Origin of the sequence: Sinorhizobium chiapasense (assembly GCF_045277575.1) — a bacterium.
In the GTDB taxonomy this organism is placed as follows: Bacteria; Pseudomonadota; Alphaproteobacteria; order Rhizobiales; family Rhizobiaceae; genus Ensifer; species Ensifer chiapasense_A.
Window position 1 is genome coordinate 74,237 of record NZ_CP144206.1, and the last position, 14,632, is coordinate 88,868.

The 14,632-nt window shown below is 63.6% G+C and carries 12 protein-coding genes; 3 read left to right on the forward strand and 9 right to left on the reverse strand.

Annotated elements, in window-relative coordinates; genetic code table 11:
* Positions 1–135: 135 nt before the first annotated feature.
* Positions 136–825 carry a hydrolase gene (locus tag QM996_RS19300; RefSeq protein ID WP_334197681.1) on the reverse strand — a complete coding sequence of 230 codons (690 nt, stop codon included), beginning with the start codon at positions 823–825 and terminating at the stop codon, positions 136–138.
* 269 nt (positions 826–1,094) lie between these two features.
* Here QM996_RS19300 and QM996_RS19305 point away from each other — a divergent pair, with 269 nt between their 5' ends.
* Positions 1,095–1,595: a BA14K family protein gene (locus tag QM996_RS19305; protein WP_334197682.1), complete on the forward strand. Its 501-nt coding sequence runs from the start codon at positions 1,095–1,097 to the stop codon at positions 1,593–1,595.
* 57 nt (positions 1,596–1,652) lie between these two features.
* On the opposite strand, the gene QM996_RS19310 is transcribed toward QM996_RS19305, so the two are convergent.
* The 6 genes from QM996_RS19310 to QM996_RS19335 are packed head-to-tail and all read right to left on the reverse strand — an operon-like array spanning position 1,653 to position 8,848.
* The gene (locus tag QM996_RS19310) at positions 1,653–3,338 is read right to left on the reverse strand and encodes a Na/Pi cotransporter family protein (protein ID WP_334197683.1); all 1,686 of its coding nucleotides are present in this window, start codon (positions 3,336–3,338) and stop codon (positions 1,653–1,655) included.
* Positions 3,339–3,359: 21 nt separating this feature from the next.
* Positions 3,360–3,965, reverse strand: coding sequence for a histidine phosphatase family protein (locus QM996_RS19315; RefSeq protein ID WP_334197684.1), 606 nt, complete (start codon positions 3,963–3,965; stop codon positions 3,360–3,362).
* Positions 3,962–5,062 carry an ABC transporter ATP-binding protein gene (locus QM996_RS19320; RefSeq protein ID WP_334197685.1) on the reverse strand — a complete coding sequence of 367 codons (1,101 nt, stop codon included), beginning with the start codon at positions 5,060–5,062 and terminating at the stop codon, positions 3,962–3,964. Before QM996_RS19320 ends, QM996_RS19315 begins: the two co-directional genes overlap by 4 nt.
* Positions 5,059–6,804 (reverse strand): ABC transporter permease, encoded by a 1,746-nt coding sequence (locus QM996_RS19325; RefSeq protein ID WP_334197686.1) that lies wholly within the window; start codon positions 6,802–6,804, stop codon positions 5,059–5,061. The genes QM996_RS19320 and QM996_RS19325 overlap by 4 nt, the downstream gene beginning before the upstream one ends.
* Positions 6,805–6,863: 59 nt before the next feature.
* Complete coding sequence (locus QM996_RS19330) at positions 6,864–7,982, reverse strand: ABC transporter substrate-binding protein (RefSeq protein WP_500270522.1); 1,119 nt, start codon at positions 7,980–7,982, stop codon at positions 6,864–6,866.
* Positions 7,983–8,011: 29 nt separating this feature from the next.
* Positions 8,012–8,848 (reverse strand): MurR/RpiR family transcriptional regulator, encoded by an 837-nt coding sequence (locus tag QM996_RS19335; protein ID WP_334197688.1) that lies wholly within the window; start codon positions 8,846–8,848, stop codon positions 8,012–8,014.
* Positions 8,849–9,193: 345 nt separating this feature from the next.
* On the opposite strand from QM996_RS19335, the gene QM996_RS19340 reads away from it, so the two are divergent.
* Both QM996_RS19340 and QM996_RS19345 read left to right on the forward strand, forming a co-directional pair.
* Positions 9,194–10,507, forward strand: a complete 1,314-nt coding sequence (locus QM996_RS19340; protein WP_334197689.1) for an MFS transporter — start codon at positions 9,194–9,196, stop codon at positions 10,505–10,507.
* A gap of 708 nt (positions 10,508–11,215) precedes the next feature.
* Positions 11,216–12,799, forward strand: coding sequence for a Na+/H+ antiporter (locus QM996_RS19345; RefSeq protein ID WP_334197690.1), 1,584 nt, complete (start codon positions 11,216–11,218; stop codon positions 12,797–12,799).
* A gap of 12 nt (positions 12,800–12,811) precedes the next feature.
* On the opposite strand, the gene QM996_RS19350 is transcribed toward QM996_RS19345, so the two are convergent.
* Together QM996_RS19350 and QM996_RS19355 are read right to left on the reverse strand one after the other, a co-directional pair.
* Positions 12,812–13,078: a DUF2277 domain-containing protein gene (locus QM996_RS19350; RefSeq protein ID WP_334197691.1), complete on the reverse strand. Its 267-nt coding sequence runs from the start codon at positions 13,076–13,078 to the stop codon at positions 12,812–12,814.
* A gap of 118 nt (positions 13,079–13,196) precedes the next feature.
* Entirely contained in the window at positions 13,197–14,363 is a 1,167-nt protein-coding gene (locus QM996_RS19355) for a DUF2778 domain-containing protein (protein ID WP_500270457.1), read from the reverse strand.
* Between the last annotated feature and the right edge of the window lie 269 nt (positions 14,364–14,632).

The following is a 14,632-nucleotide window of genomic DNA, read 5'->3' on the forward strand; positions in this document are numbered from 1 at the left end:
AAAGCTGGAGCAGCACCGGGTTTCCAGGGCGCGTGAACGCGGACTGAACGGAAAGGCCGCCCCCTGAGGGCCGGCCATGTTTTCTTCCTGGCGATTGCGGGTATGTGCTGGTGTTCACCCAAGCAGGCTTAACGATCACTTCGCCGGGTTAGGGCCGATCGTCTTGCCATGTGCGACGCGTTCGGCTGCCTTGTGGACCATGGTATAGGCATAGTCGATGCCCATGCCATAGGCGCCGGAATGCTCCTTCACGATTGCGGTGACCGCGTCGTAGGTTTCCCGATGTGCCCAGTCGCGCTGCCACTCCAGGAGGACCTGCTGCCAGGTGACCGGGACGACGCCGGCCTGAACCATCCGGTCGATGGCGTATTTGTGCGCATCGGCGGATGTGCCGCCGGATGCATCGGCAACCATGTAGATCTCATAGTCGGTGTCATGCATGCAGGACAGTGCGAAGGTGGTGTTGCAGACCTCCGTCCAGAGCCCGGAAACAATCACTTTCTTTCGGCCGTTCGCGGCATTTTTTGCCAGCGCGTCGCGGACGTTCTGATCGTCCCATGAATTCATCGAGGTGCGCTCGAGGATGTCGTTTTCCGGAAAGACGCTCAGCAGTTCAGGGAAGGTGTGGCCGGAGAAGGTACCGGTTTCGACAGTCGTGATCGTCGTCGGGATGTTGAAGACCTTGGCCGCCTTGGCCAGGCCGACGACGTTGTTCTTCAGGACCTGCCGATCGATCGACTGAACGCCGAAAGCCATCTGCGGTTGCTGGTCGATGAAGATCAGCTGGCTGTTGGCGGGGGTCAGGACTTCGAGCTTGCTGGACATGTCTTCTCTCCTCAGTGGTGGTCGCCGGCGGGCGGGGCGTGAATTCGTTGGGCCATCTTGGCCCGTCGGTTGCTGCCGATGAAGAGAGATTAGCGCGGCTGATTGAGCCGAAGAATAGAAATAATATCTAAAATTTAATTGCGAAAAATGAAATAATTGGAATGGTTTTGGCGTCCACTGACCACCACCAGGCACGGCAGCCAAACGCAGTGCTTCGGCGCCATTTCCGATGTATAATTGGATCAGGCAGGGAAAATGGAGGTGAGCCGATGAACAGGCTAACGATCATTGCCTTGTCCATGGCGTCGGCGCTGACGAGCGTTCCGCCGGCCATGGCATTTCCCACGGCAGCGGACGTCCCGAAGGTCGAGACGACGCAAGCGCAACTGGTACAGTACCGGCGATACGGTGGCGGCTACCGCGGTGGCTACTATCACGGGCACCACCACCACGGCGGCGGTGACGATTGGGCCTGGGCGCTCGGCGGACTGGCCGTCGGCACGATCCTCGGTGGAGCGCTGGCGCAGCCCTACTATGGCCCGCGCTACTACGACCAGGGATACTATGGCCAAGGCTACTATGACCAAGGCTACTACGGGCCGACCTACTACCGCCCGCGTTACTACGCGCCACGCTATTACCGTCAGACCTATTATGGCGGCAACGCGCACACGCGCTGGTGCTATGCCCGTTACCGGTCCTACAGGGCTTACGACGACACCTTCCAACCCTATTACGGTCCGCGGCGGATCTGCGTCTCGCCCTACTGAAGGGTCGTAGGATTTCGTGAGAATGTCACCGCTCGACGAGTGACCACCGCCTTCCGATCAGCCGGCAGCACCTGTCGGCGAGGCGTTTCTGATCCGGCTGCTGCTCAACAGTCCGGCTGCCTGAACCAATGGGTAGCCGGCGGCAGCGATGTCGGAATTGATCCTGTGCAGATCGCGAACGAGGTCGATGAAGAGCGCATTGCCTTTCGCGTCAGTTGTCGCTTCGATGCGTTCGAGGCCGAGGTGCCGGCTGACGACATCATCCTCCAACTCGCGAAAGCAATCCTTCTGGGCGGCAAGGCGGGCTGAGGCGGAGACGTCGCGCGACAACAGCGCAGCGGGAAGCAGCCTCAGCGAAGCGGCAATCACCTCCGAGAGGGCGTCGAGCGCCTCGCGCTGGCTCGCGCTAAGGGAAATGTTCTGCTTGACCTTGGCTCGGATGCGGTCTGCGAGGCTGAGCTTGATGACGTCGCCGGCATGTTCGAGATTGCTCGCGAACAGCATGATCTCGTGGGCTCTGCCGGTGTCCCCCGCCGAAAGCTCGTCCTGCGTCAGCTGTCCGAGATAGGCGTGGACCGAGGCCATGTAGTTTCCAAGCCTCGCATCGACCGACGGCAGTTCCTTCAGGCTTTCCATCCGGCCGGATTGCAGCGCCGTCAGCGATATCAGGAACATGTGTTCCAGCAATTCGCTCATGCGTATCGTTTCCGTGGTCGCATTGCTGAGCGCGATTGCCGGTGTCTCCAGCGACCTTCGATCGAGGTAGCGCGGGGATGCCAGCGGGTCGTCGGCGGCGGGGCGCGCCGGGACAAGTCGCTCCACCAGGCGGATGACGATGGGTGACAGCGGCAGGAACACGGCTGCGACCAGCAGGTTGAAGGCAGCGTGGAGGCCGACGGCCACATGGAGCGGTTCGGCGGGCAGGCGCCCGGCCACCTCCACGATCTCTCGCGTGAAAGGAAGCAGCGCGAGCGCCAGCAGGCCGCGGCAAAAGAGGTTGGCGAGCGGCAGTTTGCGGGCCGCGGGCGGCTGGTCGAGCGTGGCGCTGACGGCCGGAAGGCCGCCGCCGAAATTGACACCCAGGATCAAGGGCACGGCTCCGGCAATTTCGAGACTGCCATTCATCAGAAGCGAAGCCACAAGCAGGATGACCGCGAGCGTCGAGTGACAGAGCCAGGCGAGCAGCGCGCCGACGAGGAAGCCGAGCGCCGGCTCCCCGGCCACTGCTGCGAGCACATCGTGGAAGAGCGTCGCCTGGCGCAGGGGCGCGGTCGCCGAAACGATCACCTTCAACGCCATCAGCATCAGGCCGAGGCCCATCAGGATGCGACCGGCGTTTCGCGGTCGAAACTCGCTGGACGCGCTGAATGCGACATAACCGGCGAACAGGAACAGCGGAGCGAGCGTCGCCGCCAGGGAGGAGCCGGAGGCAAAGAGGCCGGAGACGAGCGCCGAGCCGATATCCGCCCCGAGCAGGACGGCAAGGCCGGCCGGTGCCGAGATCGCCCCGGCGCCCGCAAGCCCGGCAACGATCAGCGCCATGGCGGTGGCGCTGCCGAGCACGGCGGTTGCCACGACGCCGCCGCCAAAGGCGGTGAGCCGGTTCGACAGGCGTTCCTCGACGAAGCGCTGCAGCCGGTCACCCCAGCCACGCATGACGCCGGTGCGCACCATGCGCACACCCCACAGAAGCAGCGCCACGCCGCCAAGGAGTTCCAGGATAACCAATGTACCAGAGTTCATCTCACTGCCTCGTCGCAAGCATCAGTCGGCGACGGATTCGTCGGGGGCGACAGAGCCGATATTGTAGCCTTCGAGCTGCGCGGCCATGCTGCCGCGTCGCGGGAAGTGCAGGATGGTCGCCGTCCCGGGCGTCACCGGAACGACACGCGACGGCGGAAGGTCGAGGAATTCGTGGCAGGCGGCACGAACGACGCCGCCATGGGCGACGATCAAGAGGTCCCCCTCGGTGCGCGACATCCAGTCGTGCACGCCTTCGGCCACGCGCCCGCGAAAGGCGCCCCAGGTCTCGCCATTGGCCGGCGTGAAGGTCCCGGCGCGCCAGGCGGCATAGTCCTCCGGACGCTCGGCGATCAGATCCGGCTTGCGCCGCCCGGTCCACTCGCCCATGTCCAGTTCGCGAAAACGCACGTCGGTCGGCGCGTCCGGGTGGCCGATGAGCGCGACCGTCTGGCGGGTGCGGCCGAGATCGGAGGCGATGATGCGAACCGGCTTCAGCGCCTTGGCATAGGGGCGAAACCGCCTCACTTGCGCGACCCCGCGCTCGGACAGGAGCGAGTTGTCCTGGCCCTGCAGGCGTTGTTCGGCGTTCCACTCGGTCTCGCCGTGGCGCATGAGGATGAGCCTCATTGATGGATCCTTTCTCCGGTCGCGGCAAAGACCGCATCGGGTGTGCGAATGAAGGAAAGAGGGATCGTCTCCCCTGGTGTCGCGGTGAAATAGCCGTCGGCCATGGCGGTGACGCGCAGGTCGCCGACCATCGCCGTCACCATGGTGCGTCCGGCAATCGGCGCCGCTTCGGCAAAGCGGGCGGCAAGCGATGGCCCGCCGGCGACCGAGCCGACGCTGACATCCTCGGCGCGGTAAAGGAGCTGCACCGTGTCACGACCGGCCGAAAGCGTTGCCGGCGCAAGCGCCGTTTCGCCGAAGAGCAGCCGGTCATCCACGCGATGAACCGGGATCAGGTTTGCCGGCGGCGTGCCGAGGAAGGTCGCGACGAAGGTGGTTTGCGGGTTGCGCAGAAGATCGATCGGTTTGCCGAACTGCTCGACGCGGCCATTGTTGAGCACGGCCACGTGGGTCGCCATGGTCATGGCCTCGACCTGATCATGCGTGACATAGACCGAGGTCGCGCCGGTCGCCCGATGGATGCGCATCAGTTCGCTGCGCATCTCGATGCGCAGCTTGGCATCGAGGTTCGACAGCGGCTCGTCGAACAAGAGGATGCTCGGCTCCGGCGCGATGGTTCGGGCGATCGCCACGCGCTGCTGCTGGCCACCGGAGATTTCTGCCGGATAGCGTTCGGCAAGCGCATCGATGCCGAGGAGCGCAAGCACTTCCCTGACACGCTTTTCACGTTTCTCCCGGGGCCATTTGGCGACCTTCAGCGGCCAGGCGATGTTGCCGGCGACGGTCATGTGCGGCCAGAGCGCGTAGCTCTGGAAGACGAGGCCGGCGTTGCGCCGGCCGGCGTCGGCAATGACGCCGCCCGCGCCGCTGGAAACGGTCTGCCCGACGAAGGCGATTTCCCCTTCGCTCGGGCTTTCAAGCCCGGCCAGCATGCGCAGAAGGGTCGACTTGCCGCAGCCGGAGGGGCCGACGAGAACGAGGAAGGAGCCAGCAGGCACGGAGATATTGACGTCCTTGACGGCGGTGAAGGCACCGAACCGCTTGACGAGGTTGCGGATCTTGATGGCGTCCGCGGCGCCGGTTGCAATCGCATTCATGGCTGTTTCCATTTCTGGACACGGTTCTGCAGGGCATGAGCCAGGAACGAGGCTGCCAGGCAGACGACGAGGATGACGAGGGTGATGGCGTTGGCGAACTGCATGAAGCCTTCGGCCGCATAGCGATAGGCGACCATGCTGAGCACTGGCGAGGTCGCGGTGAACAGCAGCACGACCAGCGAGAGGTCGCGCACCATTTTCACGAAGACGAGGATCGCCCCGGCAAAGAGGCCGCGGATGGCGAGCGGGAAGATGATTGCGAACAGACGACGGATCAGCCCCGCACCCGTCAGCCGGGCGCTTTCCTCGATGTCGGCGGAGATCTGGCCGAGCACCGAGCGACCGGACTGCACGGCAAAGGGCAGGTTATGGGCCGACGCCGCGATGACCAGCAGAGCGAACGTGCCGTAGAGCGAGGGCAACGGGCCGATCGGCGCGCCGAAGAGCGCGATATAGGCCGCGGCGAAGGCGATGCTCGGCACCAGCAACGGCAGGAAGGCGAGCTGGCTGAGCACGGTGGCAAGCAGGCTGCCCTTGCGCTGGACGATGGTGTAGGCGAGCGCAAGGCCGAGTAGCATCGTCGTGAAGGCAACGACGAGGCCGAGGCGGATCGTATTCCAGATCGCATCGATCAGAACCGGATTGCGGAAGATGCCGGCCTGTCCCTGCGCCATCTCGCCGCCGCCCTCGCCGATCCAGAAATGCAGCGTCCAGTTGGAGAAGAGTGCCCCGCTTTGCGGCGCAAGGCTCGATGCGGCAAGCACGAGCACCGGCAGCGCCGTGGTCAGAAGCCCGATCACCACGGCGATGGCGAAGAGTGGCCAGCGCCAGGCGCCGAGCGGGAAGCGTTTGGTTCGTCCGCCCTTGCCCGTCACAGTGATGAAGGCCTTGCGGCCTGAGACGATGCGATCGGACAGCCAGAGAAAGAGCGCCGACACGGCGATCAGCAGCAGCGCGAGTACGAAACCACGTTCGTTCTGCCCCGTCTCGATCATGCCGAAGAGGCGGGTGGAAAGCGTCTGCATGCGCACCGGTAGGCCGAGCAAGGCGGGTGCGGCGAAATTGGCGACGGCGCCAGCGAAGGTCAGCGACGTGGCGGCGATAAGCGCCGGTGTCACGACCGGCAGAATGATGCCGAAGAAGATACGCGGACGTTTGGCGCCCGCCATCTGTCCGGCCTCGACGAGATCGGCACCCACTGAGCTCAACGCAGCAGCGATGATCGTGTAGGCCAGCGAATAGTAGTGTGCGATCAGCACGATCGCCGTCGGGATCAGGCCCCAGGCCAGCCAGTCGGGAATGGCAAGGCCACTGGTTTCGAAGAAACCGGCCGAGCCGCCGAGACGGGAATTGCGAAACAGCGTTCCCCAGGCAAGTGCGGCGGCAAAGCTCGGGATCATGTAGGGCAGCGATGCCATTAGCCCGAGGAAGCGGCGCCCCGGCACGTCGGTGAGCACGACCAGCCAGGCGAGGAAGCCGCCGATCAGCAGGCAGCCGCCGCCGACACTGAAGCCGAGGATCATGGTGTTGAGGAGCGGCCGCCACCAGAGATTGGCGGAGAGCGGGCTGGCGAGCACGGCCTTCCAGGCCGCAACGCCTTCTGGCGTCAGCGTGGTGACGAGGATGCGCAGTAGCGGCGCGACGACCAGGATGGCGACGATGGCAACCAGAAGGGCCGGCAGGAGGAAACCCGATCGGAGCAGCCGGCTGCCCGATGGTGCTGATATCAATAGGGATGTCATGTGCGAGCCTCGGCGTCTGTCGGCACCATCGTGAAAGCGTGCCGACAGACGATTTTCTGTTACTGGAGCGTGATGATCAGGTCGGCGATGCGTCCGCGCGCGGCGGCCGTCTTTGCCGGATCGATCGTCCAGGCTTTCAGTTCGCTGAGTTTGACCGAGTCCGGATGGTCGGCGATGGTCTTGCGGGTTGCGTAGTCGCCGGGAACGTTGAACGGCTCGAAGCCGGCTCCGCCCGTCGGCGTGTCGTCGCCGAACATGAAATCGATCAGCAACCGGGCGGCAGCTGGATGGGGTGCCTTGTCCGCAACCGTCAGCACCGCCGGGAAGAGGATGCCATTGGCGGGCTCGACATTGTTGGCGATCTGCAGCGCCCAGCCTTCCTTCTCGTTGTCGCGCCGGTCGGAATAGGTGCCGAAACCGACGGGCGGGTTCTTGGCATTGACGTCGCCGATCGACTTGTTGAGCACGTCACTGTTCGGAACCAGGATCAGGTCATTGGCGAAAAGGTTCTTGATGAACTGTTCGCCGGCGCCCTGAAGATCAGGCTCCACTTCGATGTCCTTGCCGAAATGCACCTTGTAGGCAGCCGCCATCTCGTCCGGATGAAGCGCGATCTCGGTCAAGAGATCGAGCAGTTCTCCGCGCTGGCTCGGGTCGACCATCAGCACCCGGCCCTGCCATTCCGGCTCCGTGAGCTGCCAAAGGTTGGTGATGGGCGAACCGTCAGGAAACGCCTTTTCGTTGTACATCAGTACCTTGGTCGAAAGACGTTGCGTCAGCAACGGTGCCTTGTAGCGGTCCTCCAGTTCATTCGAAACACGTGGCGGCACGTAGTTGACGATCCGCTTGCCCTCCAGAAGCTTGGTGAACACAACAGGCGTATCGGCGATGTAAAGCACGTCGACGGCATACACGCCGGCCTGCTGCTCCGCCTCGACGCGTGCGATCTGCTTGGTCGAGCTCATGTCGAGGCCGATCAGGTCGATACCCGGATAAGCTTCCTCGAAGGCCTTCTCGATCTTGGCGATACGGCTCGACAGCGAGAAGATGGTGACGCTTCCCTCCTTCTGTGCGAGTGGCAGTAATTGCTGCGGCGTCAATCCGTCGAGATCGGACGCCATCGCGATCGACGGCATCACGAAACACGCGGCGAGTGCGGCATTGCTCAGTCTTTTCAACATTTCCTGCTCCTCCCTTTCATTCCCCATCAGTCGAAGTCGTTGAACAACTCCGACAGCTTCTCCAGCCTGCCGATGACCTGCCCCTGGTGGCGCCCGGCGATCGTCAGGACAATGGCGTTGACGATCGCGAACGGGATCGTCGGTGTCTGGAATTCGCTTCGCGAGCGCCCCCGGGGTGCTGCGAGCATCAGATCAGCAGGGGGCTCCATCAGCGGCCCGGCCAGATCCGAAACGAGGATCGATCGCGCGCCGACGCGAGCCGCATGCCGAACCAGTGGGCCATAGCTTTGCGGCTGCTTGCGGAAGGCAAGCGCCACGACCAGGTCGCCGGCCTCCATGCTGACCAGGCGCTCGGCTATGTCCCGGCCGCGGCCCGTCAGTTGGATCGTGGTCATGCCGAAGCGGTCGAGGCGGCGTTGCAGGAAGCCGGCGACCGATTGCGCGTGGCCCTGCCCGAAGATGAAAACCCGGCGCGCGGCAAAGATCAGATCGGCAGACCTGTCGATATCCGCCTGTTCCACCGATCGGGCGAGCGTTTCGAGCGCGGTGATCTCGGCCGCAATCAGATCGGTCAGGTAGTCGCCATGCTCAACCTTCGAGACCGATCGTCGCATGCGGTTGGCAGCGTCCTGATCGTCCAGCACCTCGCGCTGCAATTGCGCGCGAAGGTCCGGGAAGCCCTTGTAGCCCAGCTTCTGAGCAAGCCGCGTGGCGGTGGCTTCATGCACCGAAGCGCGCTGGGAAAGCTGCGGGCCGGACAGGAACGCAGCTTCTGCGCGGTTCTCGAGCATGGTCGCGATCAGTTTCTGATCTGCATCGGTCAGCCGCCTGGAATGGGTCTTGATGCGATCGAGTATCGTCATGACGTCCCCGCAAGTTCATTTGCAGGATCTATCGTCTCTGCAATCTTTCGTGCCGTCAACAAGGTGGATGCAAGAATCTTTGCAAAATCCTGCAAGGCGTCCAGGCGCGCAAGTTCGGTTGTTCTCGATCGAGATGCCCGGAGCGTGATACCGATCCCTGATGACTACCTTTGCGTTTGTTTCGTCCGCGAGAACACGACTTCTGGTTTCTTTCGGAAAAATCTCTGCAAGGCGGCGCAAACCGTCTTTGTCGCGCTATAGCTGGTCTTCCGCCGCTTCGAGGGCGCTATTCAAGTTCGATTTGCCGACGTAGTGTCCGCGCATTGATTTGCAGGACAGGACGCAATGACGACGATCACGATGAATGACGCGCTCGAGCGGGCCGGTACGGGGCCCTATCAATATCGCTTGATCGGCATCTTCGGGTTGGTCTGGGCCGCCGATGCCATGCAGGTTCTTGCCGTGGGCTTCACGGCGGCCTCCATCGCCGCAACGTTCGGATTGACAGTTCCGCAGGCGCTCCAGACCGGTACCGTGTTCTTTTTCGGCATGCTGATCGGCGCCGTCGGCTTCGGCCGGTTGGCCGATCGGATCGGCCGGCGGCGGGTGCTGATCGTCACCGTTGCCTGCGATGCGGTCTTCGGCATGCTGTCGATTTTTGCGCCCAGCTTCGGCGTCCTGCTGCTGCTGCGGTTCCTCACGGGCGCTGCAGTCGGCGGTACCCTGCCGGTCGACTATGCCATGATGTCGGAGTTCCTGCCTGCCCGTAGCCGTGGACGATGGCTCGTCATGCTCGAGGGGTTCTGGGCCGTGGGAACGCTGGTCGTCGCCGTGGCGGCATGGCTCGTTACGCGCGCAGAACTCTTGGATCCATGGCGCTCCATTTTCGCGGTCACCGCCATCCCCGCGGTGTTCGGCCTCGGGCTTCGCTTCCTCGTTCCGGAGTCTCCGCTCTATCTGCTTCGTGCGGGCAAGGCCGCCGAAGCAAAAGCCATCGTCAACCGGATACTCGTTGCCAATCGCCACCCTCAACTCGAAACAGCGGTGTCGATCACGCTTCCTGCGGCCTCACCGGGTGCCGGTATCTTCTCTGGGGATCTGCGCCGCCGCAGTCTTCTGATCTTGGCCGTGTGGTTCCTGGTCTCGGTGTCCTACTATGGCGTCTTTACCTGGGTGCCGCCGCGACTCGCGGGCGAAGGCTTCGGCTTCGTTCGCGGTTATGGATTTCTCGTTCTCATCGCATTGGCGCAAATTCCAGGCTATGCGCTTGCCGCCTATGGCGTCGAGGCATGGGGACGCCGGCCGACGCTGATCGGCTTTTGTCTTCTCTCCGCCTTGAGCTGCCTGCTTTTCGTCGTGGCAAATGGCGCCGCCATCATCGCAGCGTCACTGCTCATCATGAGTTTTGCGCTGCTCGGCACCTGGGGCGCGCTCTATGCCTATACGCCGGAACTCTATCCGACAGAGGCGCGAGCAACCGGAATGGGCGCGGCGGGCGGCATGGCGCGGCTTGGCGGTCTGCTCGCCCCGTCCTTGATCGGTTTTCTGGTGGCCCAGAGTTTCTGGCTTGCGATCGGCACCTTTGCGGGCCTGTTGCTCGCGGCTGCGACAGCCGCCTGCCTGATCGATGCGGAAACCCGCCAGGTGTCGCTGGCGTGAGGTCCGCAGACGAATCCGCCCAGCGCTCCCGCTGAAGAAGGCGCAAATCACAGAGCCGAAAAAAATAGGAGCTTTGCCAAGATGTTGCGGCAATATCCGCCTGTGCATAACCGGTGGACAGAATGCGGACAACTCGGGCAGCTCTCGAACCGGGCTTTCGGATCGAGCAAACCGCCCTAGCATGTAGATGCGGCCGATCCCACGGTCGCTAGTGTAGCAGCTATATCATCGGGACCGGTGTTCGCGCCGGTCCCGATCCTCTATCCAGATCTTTCTTCAGCTGTAGGCGCCGTTCCGCCATGGTTCTGCAACAGGCCGCGTTGAGTGGCCTGCGGTGCGCTGGGCATGGCGTGGGTCTGCTCCTGTGCGGCCGGCGCATAGCTGCATTGCACAATAATTGTTTTCCATATGATCAAAAATCAGGCATAAAGCACACAGCTGATGCACATGGCGGTTCTCCTCCCAATGCCGCCGCAGCAGCTGTTCCCCTCTGGAGGTTTATTGACCTTCACACCTTATGGGCCGCGGTCTTCCGTCGGCCCTTTTTTCTTTCTGGCCGTGTCTCCTTTCTCTGCTCCGCGATCGGCCTTGCCGCCAACCCAGCCTCACAAATGATGGCCGTAGGCGCTGTTGATGGGCCGCGCCAATTGCGTTTCGGGAAAACGCGTTCTGTAATGCCGTCGTCCTGGAGGGGTGGAGGCAGAGAGCGTGGAACCGACACATCTGTTCGAGCTGGTGATCGGCATGTTTATGGCCATCATCGCCCTGCACTATGTCGCCGACAGGTTTGATCTACCGCCTTCCGTGGCGCTTCTGGCCGGCGGCGCGCTTCTGGCCTTCGTGCCGGGCCTGCCGACCATCGAGGTGGATCCCGAACTGGTGCTTGTCATCTTCCTGCCGCCGCTGCTGCTCGATGGCGCGTGGACCATCGCCGTCGGCCGCCTGCGCCGTCATTTGATCGGCATCGCCTCGCTGGCGATCGGCGCGGTATTCTTCACCTGTGCCGTCGTCGCCGTGGTCACGCATCTGCTTTTCCCCTCGCTTCCCTGGGCCGCCTGCGCGGCGCTTGGGGCGATCGTGTCGCCGCCTGACGCGGTCTCGGCTCGTGCCGTGCTGCAGCGCGTGCGGCTGCCTCGGCGGCTGCAGATTCTGCTCGAAGGGGAAAGTCTGCTCAACGATGCGAGTGGCCTCGTGCTCTTCCGCTTCGCGATTGCCGCCGGTATGACCGGGGCCTTCAGCGCGAGTGAGGCGGTCGGCAGCTTTTTCGTGCTGGCGATCGGCGGCGCCCTCGTCGGGACCGCGATCGGTGCGGCCTGGGTTCTGCTCGCGCGCCGCCTTGGCGACGAATATCTGATCATCGCCGCCACGGCCCTGCTTTCCTGGACGTCTTACCTGCTCGGCGAGTTCCTGCATGTTTCAGGCGTCATCGCCACGGTCATCACCGGTCTGATCGCAAGCTGGCACCAGCACACCGTGCTCTCGGCGGCAACACGCATGCGCGGTTCGTCGTTCTGGACCGTCATCGTCTTCCTGATGGAGGCCGCCGTCTTCATTCTGATCGGCCTCTCGCTGCGGGGCGTCGTCGAGCGCGGAGGCGGCTTCGATGTCGTTGCCGCAACCATGTGGTGGCCAATCCTTGCAATTCTCGTCGCGCTCGCCGTCGCACGGTTTGCCTGGGTGTTCGGGTCGGATATGGTCATCCGCCTCGGCAATGTCCTGGGGACGGACCGCTATCGGCCACTTGGGGCGCGCGGGGCAACGGTGGTCTCCTGGGCGGGCGTGCGCGGCGTCGTCACGCTCGCCCTGGCCCTCAGCATACCGGAGGGTTTTCCCGGTCGCGACTTTATCCTCGTTACGTCCTTTGCCGTCATCCTCGGGACGGTGCTCGTCCAGGGCACGACGCTCGGGCGGGTGATCGCGTGGGCGGGGCTCGTTGAGCCACCGTCGGAAAAGGCGCGCCTCAGCATGAGCCAGGCCGAGGCGGCCATGGCACAGGCACAGCTCGTAACCATTCAGAGCCGGGCCTATGACGACGAGGGCAAGCTCATTCATCCGCAACTGCTCGACAGGTATCAGCGCCGTGCGGTGTCAATCGTCGACTATGCCCAACGCACAGAGCACTACACGCCCATTCTTCATGCCCATTTCGACGTCGTGCTCGAAGCGGTCGCCACGGGACGGCGTGAACTCATCCGGCTTCATCGCGCCGGTGACATCGACGACGAGACGTTGCACGAATTGGAAAGGGACCTCGACCTTGAAGAATTGAGCGCGCTTGCCGCCAAGGCATGAGGCTGCGTCGTCTCAGGCGAAGCGGATCGCGTTCCTGGCGCGGGCCTTGGCGGCTTCTTCTTCGCGGTTGCGCGGTGGCTGCGACGTTTCGAGCGAATCGAGCAATTCCCGGGCGCATGCCGCGATCGAATTGACCGCGTGCTCGAACGCCGCCTCGTTGCGCTTGGACGGTTTGGTCGTTCCGCTCAGTTTGCGGACGAACTGCAACGCGGCGTCATGGACTTCCGCGTCCGTCGCCGGCGGCTCGAAATTGAACAGGGGTTTTATGTTTCGGCACATGACGGGCTCCCGGTCCTCTTCGTTTTCGCTCCTGAGGCCTGGATCCTAATGCCCGTTCCCCATCGGCGGAAGACCTTTACCGTCCTTCTTCTCCAATCCGACTGTCGGGCGCTTCCCGTCAGGAGCTCCTTCCGTTCTGTGCCAGGCGCAGGCCGGCCGCGCGTCCGCCGCTCGGCACCACGACGAGCTGCTTGACCTTGCCCTGTTTGAAGGCGGTCAGGAAACGCGGATAGTCGGCGAAGGCGACACAGCCATGCGATTCCGCCCGGCCGCCGCGCAGCAGGTAGCTGTGCGTCAGGAAGCCGTCGCGGCCATGCTTGTTCTTTCCGTCGATCGGCAGCATGCGGATCGCCTCGACACCATGGAAGCGCGTCTCGCGCATCCTGAGATTGTAGGTGTGCGGTGGGGTCGGGCCGGTCATCTTGACGTCCACGTAGCGCGGATTGTCGGCCATCTTGCCGATGCCGGAATGGGCCTCGAGCACGCTGCCGTCCGGCATGTAAACCTTGGCAGCGGTAATGTCGTAGACGGCGACGCCATTGCCGGCCTTCGCTCCACCGCCGAATATGTTGCGCAGCGCCTGGCCGAATCCGGTGCCGGAACTGTTTTCCGCCGGATCTTGCGGCCGCGCATAAGCGACCTTCGGCTTTGCTGGCGTTTCGCGTTCGCCGGCCTTTCCGGTCTCTTCGGCCTTTGGCACGGCCTCGACTTCGGCCTGCTTGGTCGCAGGTTTGTCGGGTTCGGCAGCGGGCTTCTCAGCTTGTTCGCTGCGCGGGCGGAACTGCGGCATGGGACCGACGGACGGCGTGTCTTCATGGCTCGGCAGCGCGGCCGTGTCATCCGCCGTGTCCGGATCAGGCTGTTCGGCGAGATCGTCCTCGGGAGGCGCGGTCAGCACGGCGGAGAACGCGCTGCCTTCCACGTGGCTCTGAGACGGAGTGGCATAGGCGAGCTGGATCGCCGGCTTGTCGGCGAAACCGGTGGTCATCGGAGCGAAGCGCGCCGGCGCGGCTACGCCGGCCATCGCGGTCACTTGGCGAGATTGGGCGGAAACCGAGGGAGCGGAGGTGCTGGTGAGCTGTTCGGACGCCAATACGGCGTTCTTCACGGCCGTTGCGAGACGCGCGCTCTTGCCGAGCAATTCGGCATCTCTCGGGAATTCGAGATCGCTCGCAAATCTCGTTGCGGAGACGAATGGCTGCGCCGCGGCGGCCGCGACGAGCCGCGTCGCCTGGTTGACCCTGGCGTGCTTGTCCCAGGCGCGCTCTTTCGTTTTTTCAGCCAAATGCAGCTGCGGTTTGGGCAGCAGGCGGCCCGAACCATGCGCGAAGGAACCGCCCACGGCGACCATACCGACGAATGACCACGCAGCCGCGCCGACAAGAGCGGTGCCGCAGCAAGTGATCAGCAATGGACGCAACAGACGATTCAAAGACTGTGGGCGAATGATCTTACTCAACAACGCAAATCAAGCCAGAAATTCACGCAAAAGGCCCTCAGGCCGGCGAGCGACCATCGCTACGCGACTTTCCGGATTGTCCCCTTCTTGACGAC